Raw genomic sequence first — 15630 nt, 5'->3', positions numbered from 1 at the left:
GTCGAGGGCGACGACGCGGGTCTCCCCCTCCCCGTAGACCTTGTTCAGGCCGGTGGCGCGGGCGGCCGCCCGGCCGGTGCGGACGGCGGTTGCGGTCGACGAGGTCACGGGGGTGCTCCTTGCTGGTGGCGGGCTGTGGGTGACGCGCCGGGCGTCTGTACGGCGGGCTGCCAGGGGCGTCCGGCCGTAGCACCATGCTCCGCTGCGTGATCATGGTTTCTCGTCGCTCCGCCGGACGGTTGGCCTGACCGCCGCTGGTTGTACGGCCAGGTGACGCCCTCCTCCTGCGGTATGACGCCGACCCTGAGCCCGGGGCGATGGCCGGAACCGGTGCACTTCGTGGCCGAATCGCGGACTGTTCGTCAGATGGCAAGGAAACATGACAACTTCCCTGGCTGGGAACATGCGAAAGAGTGAGGCGGGCGACTAGGCTCAGGGGTGGCCCGCACCGGGGCGGAGCGTTTCTCCTCCGGCCGGTGACGCGGTCAGTCCACAGGACGCCCGGATGGTGGAACGCAGACACGGGCAGCTTAAAACTGCTTGGCCGCGAGGCCGTGCCGGTTCGAGTCCGGCTCCGGGCACCGCTCGACTCGCGGGGGCGCCGACGGCGTCCCCGCCGGGAGTCGTCCAGTGATCCTCCTCGCGGCGTATCCCGATATTTTTGCCAAGCCATTACCCTGGTGGCTGGGCGGTGCAGTGCCGCCACGGAGGGAATGAGCAATGAGAAGCAGCAACCCGGTCTTCTCGCGGGAGGGGTCCTTCACCCGCGAGCCCGGCTACGCGGGGTTCGGCAACAGCGCGCAGGCCGGGGGCCAGTACGGCACCAACCCGTACGCGGGGACCCCTTACGCCCAGCAGCCGCAGGGCCAGGGCCCGCTGACGGACGAGCAGCTCTACCAGATGTACAACGGGCCGTCCGCCGGCCCGGCCGCCACCGGGCGGATGACGCTCGACGACGTGGTCGCGCGCACCGCGATGACGCTGCTGACCCTGGTCGCCGCCGGCGCCGTCGCCTGGTTCGCGCTGCCCTTCGAGAACTTCGGGGTCGCGATCGGCGCCAGCCTGGTGGCCATGGTGGTCGGCCTGGTGGTCTCCTTCAAGCGCAGCGTCAGCCCGCCGCTGATCCTGCTCTACGCGGGCCTGGAGGGCTTCGCGCTCGGCGCGGTCACCCACGCCTTCAACACCATCTGGCCGGGCATCGCGATCCAGGCCGTGCTGGGCACGGCCGCCGTCTTCGCGGCGATGCTGTTCGCCTACAAGAGCGGCCGGATCCGGGTCACCCCGCGGTACACGCGGATCGGCATCGCGGTCGCGATGGGCTTCGTGCTGCTGCTGCTGGTCAACATGATCGCGATGGCGTTCGGTGCCGACATGGGTCTGCGCTCCGGCCCGCTGGGCATCGTGGTCGGCCTGATCGGCATCGGCCTCGGCGCGTTCTTCCTGTCGCTGGACTTCGCGGCGATCGAGGAGGCCATCGCCCAGGGTGCGCCGCAGAAGGAGGCCTGGCGGGCCGCCTTCGGGCTGACCCTCTCGCTGGTCTGGATCTACGTCGAGATGCTGCGCCTGATCGCGATCCTGCGGGGCGACGACTAAGGGTCCCTCCCGTCGCGAACCACTGCCGCCGGGCCCCCGGAGCTGCTGCTCCGGGGGCCCGGCGGCGTCGTGCCCGGGTCCTGACCCCTAGGCTCCTTGCCATGCATGACGTACAGCCCCTGGACGGACAGCCCCTGATCGACGCGGTGGACGCGCTGGCGGACCGCTTCCGCTCGCTGCCGCAGAGCAGGCTGCTGGGTGCCGTGCCCGGCCACGAGTCCCGGGCGGCGGCCGCGCTGGCGCTGGCCCGGCGGCTGGCCGCGCTGGCGCTTGCGGTCGAGGGCGGGGCGCCGCGGGACTTCCCGGACGCCGGGGCGTTCGCGGTGGGGGACCAGCTGGCCGTCGCCGGGCACGACCTGGCGGCCGCGCTCGCGGCGCTGCCGGCGGAGGCCGGGGTGTCGCTGCCGGAGGGCCCGCGGGCCGCCTCCGCGGTGCTGGCGGAGGCGTTGGCCGCGGTGCGCGGGACGACGGAGCTCTGCGCCTAGGAGCCGCCGGAACCGGCCTCGGGGGCGCGCTGCGCGCCCCGAAGCCGGACAGGACGAAGGCCGGCCGGGTCGGTAACCCCTTGACCCGGCCGGCCTTCGTCGCTGCTGCTGTCGTCCTGCTGCGGTCAGATGCTGGCGACCACCCGGTCGGCGAGCACGTAGACGGCCTCGTCGTCGGTGGAGAAGGTCAGCGAGTACGAGCCGGAGAAGCGCGAGCCGCCGAGCAGTCGGACGTGCTCACCGGCGCGCACCGCGTCGATCAGCCGGTAGGCGGCCTCCCGGTCGCCCGGGGCCACGCAGAGCGTGGTGCCGTCGGCGAAGGCGTAGACGTCGAGGGTGCCCAGCGGGCCGGGTCGGACGTCGACGAGGGCGACGGCCTCCTCGGCGAGGGACGCCAGGCGGGTGTCGGTCCACTCGCGGGACGGCGCCTGGCTGGGGACGAAGTCGGGGTGCGAGGGGTGGCGGCGCGGGTCGGGCGCGGCGGCCGGGGCGTCCTCGACGACCGGGTCGGTGTCCAGCAGCCCGGCCTCCAGGCCGGTGGCCAGCAGGTCGGCCTCGCGGCGGGCGCGGGCCTCCCCGGTCACCTCGGTGGAGCCGGCGCCGGCCGGGTGGCCGGGGCGCAGCGGCGATCCGCCGTCGACGCCGGGCTCGGCGGGGCCGCCCTCGTTGATGAGGTCCTCCAGCGCGGAGCGCAGCGCCTCGCCGAACTCCGGGTCCATGGTGCCGGCGTTGTCGGCGGCGTCCTGCGGGCCGGTGGGGCGGGGGAAGAAGAGGGGCCATTCGTCGGTGCCGGCGAAGACCCCGGTGAACGGCGAGTCGAACAGTGGCGCGTCCTCGGCCGCGCGGGCCTCCTGCTCGGCCCAGAAGGCCCGGGCCTCGGTGATCTCCCGCTCGCGGTCGGCGGCGAGGGCCTCGGTGACGGCCCGGCGTATCGCGGCCTCGTCGACCGGTGCGGGCGCGGCCTCGGCCGCGGCCTGCGCGTCCAGCCGGCGGGAGAGCCCCCGGAGGTGGAACAGCACGGCGGTCGACACGGTGATCAGGATCAGCAGCAGGATGGTGTAGACGGCGCTCACGGAACGTACTCCTAGGGAGGAGCGGAACGGGGTTACGTCTCCACACTGCCGCATGGGGGGCTGTTACCGCAGTGGCGAATGTCTAATTTGTCCGAGACTTTCGCTCTTGTCCCCAAATTGTTAGGTAACACCGTTCTACGCAGTGGAGTTGATCCGCTCCGCAGTGTCGATTTCCGGACCGGAAACGAACGAAAAGAGGGCCGGATCGACCTCGCGGTGTGATCCGGCCCTCAATTACTCTACGTCACTCCAAATGGGTGGTCCAGACCCTTCACCGGGTCCGGCGGGGGTCAGCTGAGGCGCTCGATGACCATCGCCATGCCCTGGCCGCCGCCGACGCACATGGTCTCCAGACCGAACTGCTTGTCGTGCCACTGAAGGGAGTTGATCAGCGTGGTGGTGATCCGGGCGCCGGTCATGCCGAAGGGGTGGCCGACCGCGATGCCGCCGCCGTTGACGTTCAGCTTGTCCAGGTCGATGCCGAGGTCGCGGTAGGACGGGATCACCTGGGCGGCGAAGGCCTCGTTGATCTCCACCAGGTCGATGTCGTCGATGGTCAGGCCGGCCCGCCGCAGCGCCTGCTTGGAGGCCTCGACCGGGCCGTAGCCCATGATCTCGGGGGAGAGCGCGCTGACGCCGGTGGACACCACCCGGGCGAGCGGGGTGATGCCCAGCTCGCGGGCCTTGGTGTCGGACATGACGACCAGCGCGGCCGCGCCGTCGTTCAGCGGGCAGCAGTTACCGGCGGTCACGGTGCCGTCGGGGCGGAACACCGGCTTCAGGCCGGAGACGGCCTCCAGCGTGACGCCGGCGCGCGGGCCGTCGTCCTTGCTCACCACGGTGCCGTCGGGCAGCGTGACCGGGGTGATCTCGCGGTCCCAGAAGCCCGAGGCGATGGCGGCCTCGGCGAGGTTCTGCGAGCGGACGCCGAACTCGTCCTGCTCGGCGCGGGTGATCCCCTTGAGCGCGGCCAGGTTCTCGGCGGTCTGGCCCATCGCGATGTAGGCGTCCGGCAGCAGCCCGTCCTCGCGCGGGTCGTGCCACTCGCCGCCACCCTCCTCGGCGCGCTTGGCGGTGCGGGCCTGGGCCTCGTCGAAGAGCGGGTTCATGGTGCCCGGCAGGCCGTCCGAGGTGCCGTTGACGCTGCGCGAGACGGTCTCCACGCCGGCCGAGACGAAGACGTCGCCCTCGCCCGCCTTGATCGCGTGCAGTGCCATCCGCGTGGTCTGCAGCGAGGAGGAGCAGTAGCGGGTGATGGTCGCGCCCGGCAGGTAGTCCATGCCCATCTGGACGGCCACGATGCGGGCCAGGTTGTGGCCCTGCTCGCCGCCGGGCAGGCCGCAGCCCAGCATCAGGTCGTCGATCTGCCGCGGGTCGAGCTGCGGGACCTTGGCCAGCGCGGCCTGGATGACGTGGGCGGTCAGGTCGTCGGGGCGGACGTCCTTGAGCGAGCCCTTGAAAGCCCGGCCGATCGGCGAACGGGTGGCGCTGACGATGACGGCTTCGGGCATGGCGGGCTCCTCGCTGAGTGGCGGCGGACGGACGTCCGGGAGGAAAGTTACCGCCTGGTAGATCAGGCGTCACCCGTAGCGGCGTGTGAGCTGGCCGACGTGTTCCCGGCGCCCGGTGCGCCGCCCCCGGCGGTGTCCGCCAGGGGCTCCCCTGCGGCGCCCGCAGCGGGCTGGCCGACCCGCAGCCGGTGGCGCAGCAGGGCCCAGCGGCGCCCGGCGCCCTCCGCCTCGACGGCCGCCACCTCGGTGCCCGAACGCCCGGCCGCGGCCGCCGCGGCCACCGCCACCGGCAGCACCCGCCCGCCCGGCACGGGCGCCGTCGGGCGCTCCTCCTCCGGCCACAGGTCGAGCGCGGCGCAGACCGAGGGCAGCACGGCCATCGCCGCGGTCGCGTAGCCCTGGGCGGACGGGTGGTAGCGGTCGGCGGCGAACATCTCCGGCCGCGCCGCGAACTCCGGGCCCAGCAGCGAGCCCAGCGAGACCGTCCGCCCGCCCGCCTCCACCACCGAGATGGTCTGCGCGGCCGCCAGCTGGCGGCTCAGCCGGCGGGCCACCCAGCGCAGCGGCGGGCGCACCGGCTTGATCGTCCCGAGGTCCGGACAGGTGCCGACCACCACCTCGCAGCCGTTCGCCCGCAGCGCCGCCACCGCCTCGCCGAGGTGGCGGACGGCCAGCTGCGCCGGGCTGTGCCGGGTCACGTCGTTGGCGCCGATCATGATCACGGCGACGTCGGGGTGGTGCGGCAGCGCCTGTTCCAGTTGGCCGGAGAGGTCGGCGGACCGGCCGCCGGACCGCGCCACGTTGACCAGCCGGACCGGGCGTTCGGCCACCGAGGCCAGGCCCGCGGCCAGCAGCGCGCCCGGGGTCTCGCGGGAGCGCAGCACGCCAAGGCCGGCGCCGGTGGAGTCGCCGAGGACGGCGAGGACGAGCGGGGGCTGCGGCACGGCGGTGCTGTCGGCGAAGGCCTCGCCGTAGACGCCGTCGGCCTTGGGAGGGTCGCCCTCCAGGACGCCGATCGCCTGGACGGCGAGCTTGCTCTCGGTCAGCAGCACGCCCACCAGGCCGACGCCCAGCAGGCCGAGCCCGCCGCCGCCGTACGCCGCCGCGGTGGCAATCCGGCGGGCCACCCGGGCCCGCGAGTCCTGTGCCCCTGGCATCCGCTGCCCCCTTCGCGTCCTCGTGCCGCCCCCTCCGGGGCCGCGGCGGTGCCTGCACACCCCTCCTACCCGCCCGGGGGCCGGGGCTACCTGTCGTGCTCGGCCATTGGTGGGACCGGTCAGGCCGTGCCGCGGGGCGGGGCCGCCGGGCCGGGCGCGGGGCGGCCGGGGCGGAAGGGCGGGCTGGGGCGGTCGCCACGCCCTAGGCTTTGCAGTACCGAATGCACTCGCATGCCCACTACCGGGAGGACCCCCGTGCGGTACCACAACTCCATCATCGACCTGGTCGGCAACACGCCGCTGGTCAAGCTGAACAAGGTCACCGAGGGCATCAGCGCGACCGTGCTGGCGAAGGTCGAGTACTTCAACCCCGGCGGCTCGGTGAAGGACCGCATCGCGATGCGCATGATCGAGGCCGCCGAGGCCTCGGGCGCCCTGAAGCCCGGCGGCACCATCGTCGAGCCGACCTCCGGCAACACCGGTGTCGGCCTGGCGATCGTGGCCCAGCAGAAGGGTTACAAGTGCATCTTCGTCTGTCCTGACAAGGTGTCCACCGACAAGATCAACACCCTGCGCGCCTACGGCGCCGAGGTCGTCGTGTGCCCCACCGCCGTGGCGCCGGAGCACCCGGACTCGTACTACAACGTCTCCGACCGGCTCGTCCGGGAGACCCCGAACGCCTGGAAGCCGGACCAGTACTCCAACCCGGACAACCCGGCCTCGCACTACCACTCCACCGGCCCGGAGCTGTGGGAGCAGACCGACGGGCGGATCACCCACTTCGTGGCGGGCGTCGGCACCGGCGGCACCATCTCCGGCACCGGCAACTACCTGAAGGAGGTCTCCGGCGGCAAGGTCAAGGTGATCGGCGCCGACCCGGAGGGCTCGGTCTACTCGGGCGGCACCGGCCGGCCGTACCTGGTCGAGGGCGTCGGCGAGGACTTCTGGCCGACCGCCTACGACCGCGGCGTCGCCGACGGGATCGTCGCCGTCTCCGACAAGGACTCCTTCCAGATGACCCGCCGCCTGGCCAAGGAGGAGGGCCTGCTGGTCGGCGGCTCCTGCGGCATGGCCGTGGTGGCCGCGCTGGAGGTCGCCAAGGACCTCGGGCCGGACGACGTCGTGGTGGTGCTGCTGCCGGACGGCGGCCGCGGCTACCTGTCGAAGATCTTCAACGACGACTGGATGGCCGACTACGGCTTCCTGCCCTCGGCCACCGACGAGGCGCACATCGGCGAGGTGCTGGGCCGCAAGGAGGCCATCGAGCAGGGCGGCATCCCGCAGTTCGTCCACATGCACCCGAACGAGACCGTCGCCGAGGCGGTCCGGGTGCTGCGCGAGTACGGCGTCTCGCAGATGCCGGTGGTCTCGCCCGGCGCCGGTCACCCGGACATCATGGCCGGCGAGGTGATCGGCTCGGTGGTGGAGAAGCTGCTGCTGGAGGGCGTCTTCGCCAAGGAGATCGAGCTGACCGACACGCTCGACAAGGTGATGTCCAAGCCGCTGCCCGTCGTCGGTTCGGGCGAGACGGTCACCAACCTGATGACCGTGCTGGAGAAGGACGACGCCGCGGTGGTGCTGGTGGAGGGCAAGCCGCAGGGCATCGTCACCCGCCAGGACCTGCTGGGCTTCCTGACCGGCCGCGCCGCGCACTGACCCGCGGTCAACCCGCGCCGCTCCCGGCCGGTTCGCCCACGGGCGAAGTGGTACACCGGCGTCACCTGCCCGCATCACGTGGTTAACAACGGTCCGGCATCGTTGTGGTCAACGGCGAGACGCCGAGCGAGGCGGCGGTGACCGTCCGGGAGCGGCTCCCCGGCGGACGCGGTCGGCTCGGGGCGCGTCGGACGGTCCTGACCCGGTCCGTCGTGCCCGCCCTCCGTCCGGTCCGCCGGGCGAGGGGCCCCTCCGCGGGAGGCGCCGTCGTCCCGCCCCTGCCCGGCTGCGGCCGGTCGACAGGGTGTGGCGACTCCCGCGGTGCACCAGCGCCGCACGGCGCGTCTCCGCGGCTCCCGGGTGGGGGAGCCCAGGCGGAGAACGGCAGGGCCGGCCCTTCTCCGAGGGGCCGGCCCTTCCCGTACGCTCGCACGCATGACCAGCACTGAAACGACCGGCCAGGACGCCCCGCGCTACGTCCGGCTCAAGATCGAGCTCATCGCGGAGATCACCGACGAGGGCGCGCTCAAGGCGGCCGCCCTGAAGCAGGTGACCGAGGACGAGTACCTCGACGACGACGAGCGCGCGCAGTCCGTCGACGCCATCGAGGTGGACCCGTCGGGCTCCCTCGCCCACTTCATCGACCCGGTGGCGCTGCTCGGCGACGTGCCCGGTGTCGAGCTGGCCTCGGCGACCTGGGAGTCGGCGCAGACCGAGTTCGACCCCGAGAGCGAGGAGTGGGACGAGTACGTGGTGGAGGAGTCCGCCGAGTAGCGGCTCGCTCCCTCACGCCCCGTGAACGCCCGGTCTGCTCCGCAGACCGGGCGTTTTGTCCCTGTTCGGAGGGAAGTTGGGTCATCTCATACGATCGCTTACCCTTCGGTGATGGAACCGTGAACGGGCGGATTGCGTTTCTGTATCCATAAATGCCCGGGATGATCAGCAGGGAGACGCGACGTGACGGCACGGGACGGCCAGGGACGCACAGGCGGAGGGAACTGGAGCCGGCGCGGTGTGCTCGCGGGCCTGATCGGGGCCCCCGTCCTGCTGTTGGCGGCCTGCAACGACACCAAGGACACCGGCGCGGCGGGGTCCGGCGGTTCCGGTGGCTCCGGCGACGCCAGCCCGGGCGGCACCCCGGGCGGCGGCAGCGCCAGCAGCGCCCCCAGGACCTCCGCCGCGGTGATCACCGTCACCCCCGCGGACGGCTCCACCACCGCCAGCTTCAGCGAGCCGGTCAAGGTCACCGTCGGCAACGGCACCCTGGGCACCGTCAAGGTCACCGACTCCACCGGCAAGGAACTGGCCGGCCAGCTCGCCGCGGACGGCAGCTCCTGGACCTCGGCCGCCGCCCCCGCCAGCGGGACCAAGTACACCGTGGTCGCCACCGCCCAGGACAAGGACAAGCTGGAGGCGGACGCCAACGCCACCTTCACCACCGCCACTCCGGCCAACACCTTCGTCGGCTACTTCACGCCCGAGGACGGCTCGGTCGTCGGTGTCGGCATGCCCGTGTCGATCAACTTCAGCAAGCCCGTCACCGACCGCAAGGCCGTCCAGCAGGCGATCACCGTCACCGCCGAGCCCGGCGTCGAGATCGTCGGGCACTGGTTCTCCAGCACCCGCCTCGACTTCCGGCCCGAGGACTACTGGGCCAAGGGCACCAAGGTCACCCTCAAGCTCCGGCTCAAGGACGTCGAGGGCGCCAAGGGCGTCTACGGCACCCAGTCCAAGGACGTCCGCTTCACCGTCGGCCGGGCCCAGACCAGCGTCGCCGACCTCGGCGCCAAGACGCTCACCGTCACCACCGACGGCCAGGTCAGCGCGGTGTACAAGATCTCCGGCGGCGCCCCCGAGCACCGCACCTGGGGCGGCAAGATGGTCATATCCGAGCAGTTCCAGCAGACCCGGATGAACTCCCAGACCGTCAACCTGGGCAGTGAGTACGACATCGCGGACGTGCCGCACGCCCAGCGGCTCACCACCTCGGGCACCTTCATCCACGGCAACTACTGGTCCTCGCCGTCGATCTTCGGCGGCCAGAACACCAGCCACGGCTGCGTGGGCCTGCGGGACGCCCAGGGCGCGCAGGACAGCGGCACGGACGGCTACAAGTTCTACAAGAGCTCGATCGTCGGCGACGTCGTCGAGGTCGTGAACTCCGGCGACAAGACCGTCGCCCCCGACAACGGCCTGAACGGCTGGAACCTCGGCTGGGCCGAGTGGAAGGCCGGCAGCGCGGTCTAGCCGGCGATCGGCAGACGTCCGGCCGGGCCGCGCGGCCCGGCCGGTGCCCCGGATCAGCGCTTGGCGTAGTCGGCGAAGCCCTGCCAGTCCACGACCACGCAGGCCTCGTCGCCCAGGATCCAGGCGTCGTGCCCGGGCTCGCAGATCATGAAGTCGCCGGGGCCGAAGTCCTCCTGCTGGCCGTCGTCCATGACGATCCGCATCCGGCCGGAGACCACGTACCCCAGGTGGGCCGCCTGGCAGCTGTCGGTGCCCGCGATCGGCTTCACGTGCTTGGACCACTGCCAGCCCGGCCGGAACACGGCCCGGCCCACCGGCCCGGCATCCAGGTTCACCAGACGGAGCTCCCCGGTGCCCTCCTCGAAGGGGCGGACCTCCTCGGGCGAGTCGAAGCTCTTGCGGACGAGACCGGACATGGCGCACTCCTCTCCACGGGAGCGGCCCGGCCACCCACGAGGTGGCCGGGCCGCCCGTGCTGGCCCTTCCAGTCTCCTCCCGGGCCGGGCGGCGGACACCTCGGGTGGCCGCCGCCCCGGGTGGCGTCAGTCCCGGACGCGGGCCACGCCGATCGGGCAGGACGCCCCCGTGCCGCCGAGACCGCAGTAGCCGTTCGGGTTCTTGGCGTCGGACAGGTACTGCTGGTGATACGGCTCGGCCGGGTAGAACGGACCGGCCGGGGCGATCTCGGTGGTGATCGGGCCGTAGCCGAGCGCGGTCAGGGACGGCTGGAAGGCGTCCCGGGTGGCCGCCGCGGCGGCGGCCTGGGCGGGCGAGTGGGTGTAGACGGCGGAGCGGTACTGGGTGCCGACGTCGTTGCCCTGGCGGTTGCCCTGGGTCGGGTCGTGCGCCTCCCAGAAGGTCTTCAGCAGTCGCTCGTAGGAGATCGCCGCGGGGTCGAACACCACCCGGACCGCCTCGGTGTGCCCGGTCAGCCCGCTGCACACCTCCTCGTACGTCGGGTTCGGGGTGTAGCCGCCCTGGTAACCGACCAGCGTCGTCCAGACGCCGGGCAGCCGCCAGAACGTCCGCTCGGCGCCCCAGAAGCAGCCCAGCCCGAAGTCGGCCACCTCCAGACCGTCCGGGTACGGGCCGGTGAGCGGGTGGCCGAGGACGGTGTGCGGCTCGCGCAGCGCGAAGGCCGGCGACTCCCGGCCGGGCAGCGCCTGGTCGGCGGGGACGAGCGAGGTCTTGTGGCGGTTGAACAGCACGGCCTGCTCCTGCGGGGTAGGGAGGGTTGCCCACCGTTCAACGCGCCGGCCCGCCGTCGGATTCCGCCGGCCCGCTCCGCCGTGCGCCGGCGCGGTGGCGGGCCGGCGGCGGGCGCGGACGGGCCCGGTGGGGCGGCCGCCCCACCGTTCCGGGGGGCGAACGCGCGTACGGCCACTAGGCTCGGACCCATGACCGAGCACCAGCTTCCCCAGGGCTTCGAGACCCTCGCCATCCACGCGGGTCAGGAAGCAGACCCCCAGACCGGGGCCGTCGTCACGCCGATCTACCAGGTGTCCACCTACAAGCAGGACGGGGTGGGCGGCCTGCGGGGCGGCTACGAGTACAGCCGCAGCGCCAACCCGACCCGCACCGCGCTGGAGGAGTGCCTCGCGGCGCTGGAGGGCGGCGCCCGCGGCCTCGCCTTCGCCTCCGGCCTGGCCGCCGAGGACACCCTGCTGCGGACCATCCTCAAGCCGGGCGACCACATCGTCATCCCCAACGACGCCTACGGCGGCACCTTCCGGCTGTTCGCCAAGGTGCTGACCCGCTGGGGCGTCGAGTTCTCCGTCGCCAACACCCAGGACCTGGCCACCGTCCGCGCCGCGCTGCGCCCCAACACCCGCGCGGTCTGGGTGGAGACCCCCTCCAACCCGCTGCTGGGCATCACCGACCTGACGGCGCTCGCCGAGATCGCGCACGGCGCCGGCGCGCTGCTCGTGGTCGACAACACCTTCGCCAGCCCGTACCTGCAGCAGCCGATAGCGCTCGGTGCGGACGCCGTCGTGCACTCCACCACCAAGTACATGGGCGGCCACTCGGACGTGGTCGGCGGTGCGCTGGTGCTGGCCGACGCCGGGCTGGGCGAGGAGGTCGCCTACCACCAGAACGCGATGGGCGCCGTCTCCGGCCCGTTCGACGCCTGGCTGGTGCTGCGCGGCATCAAGACCCTGGGCGTCCGGATGGACCGCCACAGCTCCAACGCGGAGAAGGTCGCCGAGCTGCTGGCGAGCCACCCCAAGGTCAGCCAGGTGCTCTACCCCGGCCTGGCCGAGCACCCCGGCCACGACATCGCCGCCAAGCAGATGAAGGCCTTCGGCGGCATGGTCTCCTTCCGGGTCCAGGGCGGCGAGGAGGCGGCGGTCGAGGTCTGCAACCGCGCGCAGCTGTTCACCCTCGGCGAGTCGCTCGGCGGCGTCGAGTCGCTGATCGAGCACCCGGGCCGGATGACCCACGCCTCGGTCGCCGGTTCGGCGCTGGAGGTGCCGGCCGACCTGGTGCGCGTCTCCGTCGGCATCGAGTCGATCGACGACCTGCTCGCCGACCTCCAGCAGGCGCTGGGCTGAGGCCTGGCGGGTCCGGCCCCCGGGGCGCCGCCCGGGGGCCGGGGCGTGTCCGGCCCGGGGGCAGGGCGTGCCCGGGCCGAGGTCAGGGGGTGCCCGGGCCGCCCTCCTGCTGGCCCTGCTGGTCCGCGGTGTACGACTCCATCGCGTGGTTGAAGCGGGCCAGCAGGACGCAGAACGCCTGCTGCTCCTCGGGCGGCCAGTCCGCCACCAGGCGGCGGGCCAACTCGGCCCGCCCGTCGCGGACTTCGGCCAGGCGGCCGGAGCCGACCGGGGTCAGCGCGAGACGCACGGCGCGGCGGTCGGCCGGGTCCTGGACCCGGCCGACCAGCCCGCCCGCGACCAGCGGGGCGACCTGCCGGGTCACCGTGGAGGAGTCCACGCCGAGGGCCTCGGCCAGCGCCTTGACGTTGGCCGGCCCGTGCCGCTCCAGGCGGTCGAGCAGCAGGTAGGCCGCGCGGTCCAGGGCGCCGACGCCGCCGGAGGTCCGGACCTGCTCCATGCGGCGGGCGAACACCGCCAGCTGGTACTGGAGCCGGGCGTGCACGGGGTCGGTGCGGTCGGTGGCCTGGGGCGAGGTCGTCGTCATCGCGGCTCACGATCGTCGTGCGGTGAGAGAGGCTCAGAAGCAGCAGCGTACGCGGGCCGGGCGGGCCCGGGAACAGGCCCGACAGCCCGGATTGCGTGCACCGCGGCCGGATCCGGGCCGAGCGGCGGGCCGGGCCCCGGGCCGGGCCTCGGAGCGCGCCCGTCGGACGCGCCCTAGGCTGGCGGCATGCACAACTGGCCGCTCACCCTCGACGACGTCCGCGGGGCCCAGAAGATGCTCGCCGGGGTCGCCCGGGTGACGCCGATGGAGGGCAGCCGGCACCTGTCCGGGCTGGTCGGCGCACCGGTCCACCTGAAGTGCGAGAACCTGCAGCGCACCGGCTCGTTCAAGCTGCGCGGGGCGTACGTGCGGATCGCGGGGCTCTCGCCGGTGCAGCGGGCCGGCGGGGTGGTGGCGGCGAGCGCCGGGAACCACGCGCAGGGGGTGGCGTTGGCGGCCGCGCTGCTGGGCGTGCGCTCGACCGTGTTCATGCCGGTCGCGGCGCCGCTGCCCAAGGTGTCGGCCACCCGTGAGTACGGTGCCGAGGTGCGGCTGCACGGCGCGACGGTGGACGAGGCGCTGCAGGCCGCGCAGCGGTACGCGGACGCGACCGGCGCGGTGTTCATCCACCCCTTCGACCACTGGGACGTGGTCACCGGGCAGGCGACCGTCGGGCTGGAGATCCTCGAGCAGTGCCCCGAGGTGCGCACCATCCTGGTCGGCGTGGGCGGCGGCGGGTTGCTGGCCGGGATCGCGGCGGCGGTCAAGCCGCTGCGGCCGGACGTCCGGGTGGTCGGGGTGCAGGCGGCCGGCGCGGCCGCGTACCCGCCCTCGCTGGCGGCCGGGCGGCCGGTGTCGCTGGAGCACTTCGCCACGATGGCCGACGGGATCATGGTCGGCCGGCCCGGTGACATCCCGTTCGAGGTGGTCAACACCCTGGCGGACGGCGTCCGGACGGTCTCCGAGGACGCGCTGTCGCGGGCCCTGCTGCTCGGCCTGGAGCGCCTGAAGCTGGTGGTCGAGCCGGCCGGGGCGGCCCCGATCGCGGCGCTGCTGGAGCGGCCGGACTCCTTCGAGGGCCCGGTGGTGGCGGTGTTGTCGGGCGGCAACATCGACCCGCAGCTGATGCAGCGGGTGCTGCGGCACGGCCTGGCGGCGGCCGGACGCTACCTGTCGCTGCGGGTGCGGCTGGCCGACAAGCCGGGCTCGCTGGCCGACCTGCTGGCCGTGCTGACCGGGCTGGACGCCAACGTGCTGGACGTCGCGCACGTGCGGATCGACCCGCGGCTGGGGCTGGCCGAGGTCGAGGTGGACCTGCACCTGGAGACCAAGGGGCCGGAGCACTGCGCGGCCGTGGTGGGCGAGTTGCGGGACGCGGGGTTCGTCGTCTCCGACTGAGGGGCCGGGCGGTCGGGCCGCTGCGGCCCGGCGGCCGGGCGGTGGGCCGTGCCCCGGCGCGCGCCGTCGCCGCCCGTTCCGACCGCGATCGCGGTTCCGACTGCGCGGGGTGGATGTCAGTGGTCTCTGTCACGATGGCGGAGCTTTCTCCCTTGACGCGATATATCGCGTGCTGCCAGACTCGCGATACATCGCGTTCTGTGCCCGATGGGCGAAAACCGAGTCGCCCGGGGACCCGAAAACGGGGCAGAGTGGGACAGATCGCCCATATTCGTCCGAGGAGATGAGGCAGGCCATGGCGCCAGCCATCCAAGCCGAGAACCTGGTGAAGACCTTCGGCGACGTACGAGCCCTGGACGGCGTCAGCCTCGACGTCCCCGAGGGCACGGTGCTCGGGCTGCTCGGCCCGAACGGCGCCGGGAAGACCACCACCGTCCGCGTCCTCACCACCCTGCTCCGGCCCGACTCCGGCCGCGCGGTGGTCGCCGGGGTCGACGTGCTCAAGCAGCCCAACAAGGTCCGGAGCCTGATCGGCCTCTCCGGCCAGTACGCGGCGGTCGACGAGTACCTGACCGGCTTCGAGAACCTCCAGATGGTCGGCGAGCTGTACCAGATGAGCGCTCGTGACGCGAAGGCCCGCGCCCTGGAACTGCTGGAGTGGTTCAACCTCGCCGAGGCCAAGGACCGCACCGCCAAGACCTACTCCGGCGGCATGCGCCGCCGCCTGGACCTCGCCGCCGCGCTGGTCGTCCGCCCGCCGGTGATGTTCCTCGACGAACCGACCACCGGGCTGGACCCGCGCAACCGGCTCGCGCTCTGGGAGGTCATCGAGACCCTCGTCGAGCAGGGCACCACCCTGCTGCTGACCACCCAGTACCTGGAGGAGGCCGACCGGCTGGCCCACGACATCGCCGTGGTCGACCACGGCCGGGTGATCGCCCGCGGCACCGCCGACCAGCTCAAGGCACAGATCGGCGGGGAGCGCATCGAGGTCGTCGTGCACGAGGCGGGCCTGGTCGGCGACGCGGTCGCGGCCCTGTCCGCCTACGCGCTCGGCGATCCGGCGGTGGAGAAGAACACCCGGCGGATCACCGTGCCGGTCAGCGGCGGCGCCCGGGTGCTCGCCGACGTCATCCGCGAACTCGACGCGCGCGGCATCGAGATCGACGACATAGGCCTGCGCCGCCCGACCCTGGACGACGTCTTCCTCACCCTCACCGGACACGTCGCGGAGTCGGCGGACGAGGAGGGCGGCGACGCCAAGGGCCGCGGCCGGGGCGGCCGGGGCAAGGGCCGGGCGTCCGCCGACGAGGACGGCGTGGACGGCCCGGGGTCGGACGAGCGGGCCGTCACGGCCGGAAAGGAACGCTGA

At 73.2% G+C, this 15630-nt stretch carries 14 protein-coding genes, 1 tRNA gene and 1 pseudogene; 9 read left to right on the top strand and 7 right to left on the bottom strand.

The features are described 5' to 3' along the window. Positions 1–108 (bottom strand): annotated as a pseudogene (locus ACFYUY_RS27555) (ABC transporter ATP-binding protein); the annotation flags it as partial. A 391-nt stretch (positions 109–499) separates the two neighbouring features. Here ACFYUY_RS27555 and ACFYUY_RS27550 point away from each other — a divergent pair. The 3 genes from ACFYUY_RS27550 (at position 500) to ACFYUY_RS27540 (ending at position 2078) form a co-directional block, all read left to right on the top strand. Further along, positions 500–581: transfer RNA gene (locus ACFYUY_RS27550), tRNA-Leu, on the top strand. A 139-nt stretch (positions 582–720) separates the two neighbouring features. Next, positions 721–1593: a Bax inhibitor-1/YccA family protein gene (locus ACFYUY_RS27545; protein WP_387904525.1), complete on the top strand. Its 873-nt coding sequence runs from the start codon at positions 721–723 to the stop codon at positions 1591–1593. A 101-nt stretch (positions 1594–1694) separates the two neighbouring features. Continuing rightward, positions 1695–2078 (top strand): hypothetical protein, encoded by a 384-nt coding sequence (locus tag ACFYUY_RS27540; RefSeq protein ID WP_360210962.1) that lies wholly within the window; start codon positions 1695–1697, stop codon positions 2076–2078. Positions 2079–2203: 125 nt separating this feature from the next. Here ACFYUY_RS27540 and ACFYUY_RS27535 read toward each other — a convergent pair whose 3' ends face one another. The 3 genes from ACFYUY_RS27535 to ACFYUY_RS27525 form a co-directional block, all read right to left on the bottom strand. Then, positions 2204–3151: a hypothetical protein gene (locus ACFYUY_RS27535; protein ID WP_360210960.1), complete on the bottom strand. Its 948-nt coding sequence runs from the start codon at positions 3149–3151 to the stop codon at positions 2204–2206. A gap of 290 nt (positions 3152–3441) precedes the next feature. Further along, positions 3442–4662 carry an acetyl-CoA C-acetyltransferase gene (locus tag ACFYUY_RS27530; protein ID WP_360210958.1) on the bottom strand — a complete coding sequence of 407 codons (1221 nt, stop codon included), beginning with the start codon at positions 4660–4662 and terminating at the stop codon, positions 3442–3444. A 62-nt stretch (positions 4663–4724) separates the two neighbouring features. Next, the gene (locus ACFYUY_RS27525; RefSeq protein ID WP_387904521.1) at positions 4725–5819 is read right to left on the bottom strand and encodes an SGNH/GDSL hydrolase family protein; all 1095 of its coding nucleotides are present in this window, start codon (positions 5817–5819) and stop codon (positions 4725–4727) included. 255 nt (positions 5820–6074) lie between these two features. On the opposite strand from ACFYUY_RS27525, the gene ACFYUY_RS27520 reads away from it, so the two are divergent. The 3 genes from ACFYUY_RS27520 to ACFYUY_RS27510 all read left to right on the top strand — a co-directional run bounded on the left by ACFYUY_RS27520 (position 6075) and on the right by ACFYUY_RS27510 (position 9722). Further along, a complete protein-coding gene (locus ACFYUY_RS27520; RefSeq protein ID WP_360210954.1) occupies positions 6075–7475 on the top strand; it encodes a cystathionine beta-synthase in 1401 nt (466 codons plus the stop codon). Positions 7476–7910: 435 nt separating this feature from the next. Next, positions 7911–8249 carry a hypothetical protein gene (locus tag ACFYUY_RS27515; protein WP_360210952.1) on the top strand — a complete coding sequence of 113 codons (339 nt, stop codon included), beginning with the start codon at positions 7911–7913 and terminating at the stop codon, positions 8247–8249. A gap of 183 nt (positions 8250–8432) precedes the next feature. Beyond that, on the top strand, positions 8433–9722 hold the full coding sequence (locus tag ACFYUY_RS27510; protein WP_360210950.1) for an Ig-like domain-containing protein: 1290 nt from the start codon (positions 8433–8435) through the stop codon (positions 9720–9722). 53 nt (positions 9723–9775) lie between these two features. Here ACFYUY_RS27510 and ACFYUY_RS27505 read toward each other — a convergent pair whose 3' ends face one another. Both ACFYUY_RS27505 and msrA read right to left on the bottom strand, forming a co-directional pair. Continuing rightward, complete coding sequence (locus ACFYUY_RS27505; RefSeq protein ID WP_360210948.1) at positions 9776–10138, bottom strand: cupin domain-containing protein; 363 nt, start codon at positions 10136–10138, stop codon at positions 9776–9778. Between the two features lie 126 nt (positions 10139–10264). After that, entirely contained in the window at positions 10265–10930 is a 666-nt protein-coding gene (gene msrA, locus ACFYUY_RS27500) for a peptide-methionine (S)-S-oxide reductase MsrA (protein ID WP_360210946.1), read from the bottom strand. Between the two features lie 189 nt (positions 10931–11119). On the opposite strand from msrA, the gene ACFYUY_RS27495 reads away from it, so the two are divergent. After that, positions 11120–12274 (top strand): cystathionine gamma-synthase, encoded by a 1155-nt coding sequence (locus ACFYUY_RS27495; protein ID WP_387904517.1) that lies wholly within the window; start codon positions 11120–11122, stop codon positions 12272–12274. 82 nt (positions 12275–12356) lie between these two features. On the opposite strand, the gene ACFYUY_RS27490 is transcribed toward ACFYUY_RS27495, so the two are convergent. Beyond that, a complete protein-coding gene (locus ACFYUY_RS27490) occupies positions 12357–12860 on the bottom strand; it encodes a MarR family transcriptional regulator (protein WP_360210942.1) in 504 nt (167 codons plus the stop codon). A gap of 186 nt (positions 12861–13046) precedes the next feature. Between ACFYUY_RS27490 and ilvA the strand changes: the two genes are divergently transcribed. Further along, positions 13047–14258: a threonine ammonia-lyase gene (gene ilvA / locus ACFYUY_RS27485; protein ID WP_360210940.1), complete on the top strand. Its 1212-nt coding sequence runs from the start codon at positions 13047–13049 to the stop codon at positions 14256–14258. A gap of 295 nt (positions 14259–14553) precedes the next feature. Next, a complete protein-coding gene (locus tag ACFYUY_RS27480) occupies positions 14554–15630 on the top strand; it encodes an ATP-binding cassette domain-containing protein (protein WP_387904512.1) in 1077 nt (358 codons plus the stop codon).

The sequence above is a fragment of the Kitasatospora sp. NPDC004745 genome (assembly GCF_042873275.1).
In the GTDB taxonomy this organism is placed as follows: Bacteria; Actinomycetota; Actinomycetes; order Streptomycetales; family Streptomycetaceae; genus Kitasatospora.
This window is presented reverse-complemented; position numbering and strand designations above follow the sequence as displayed.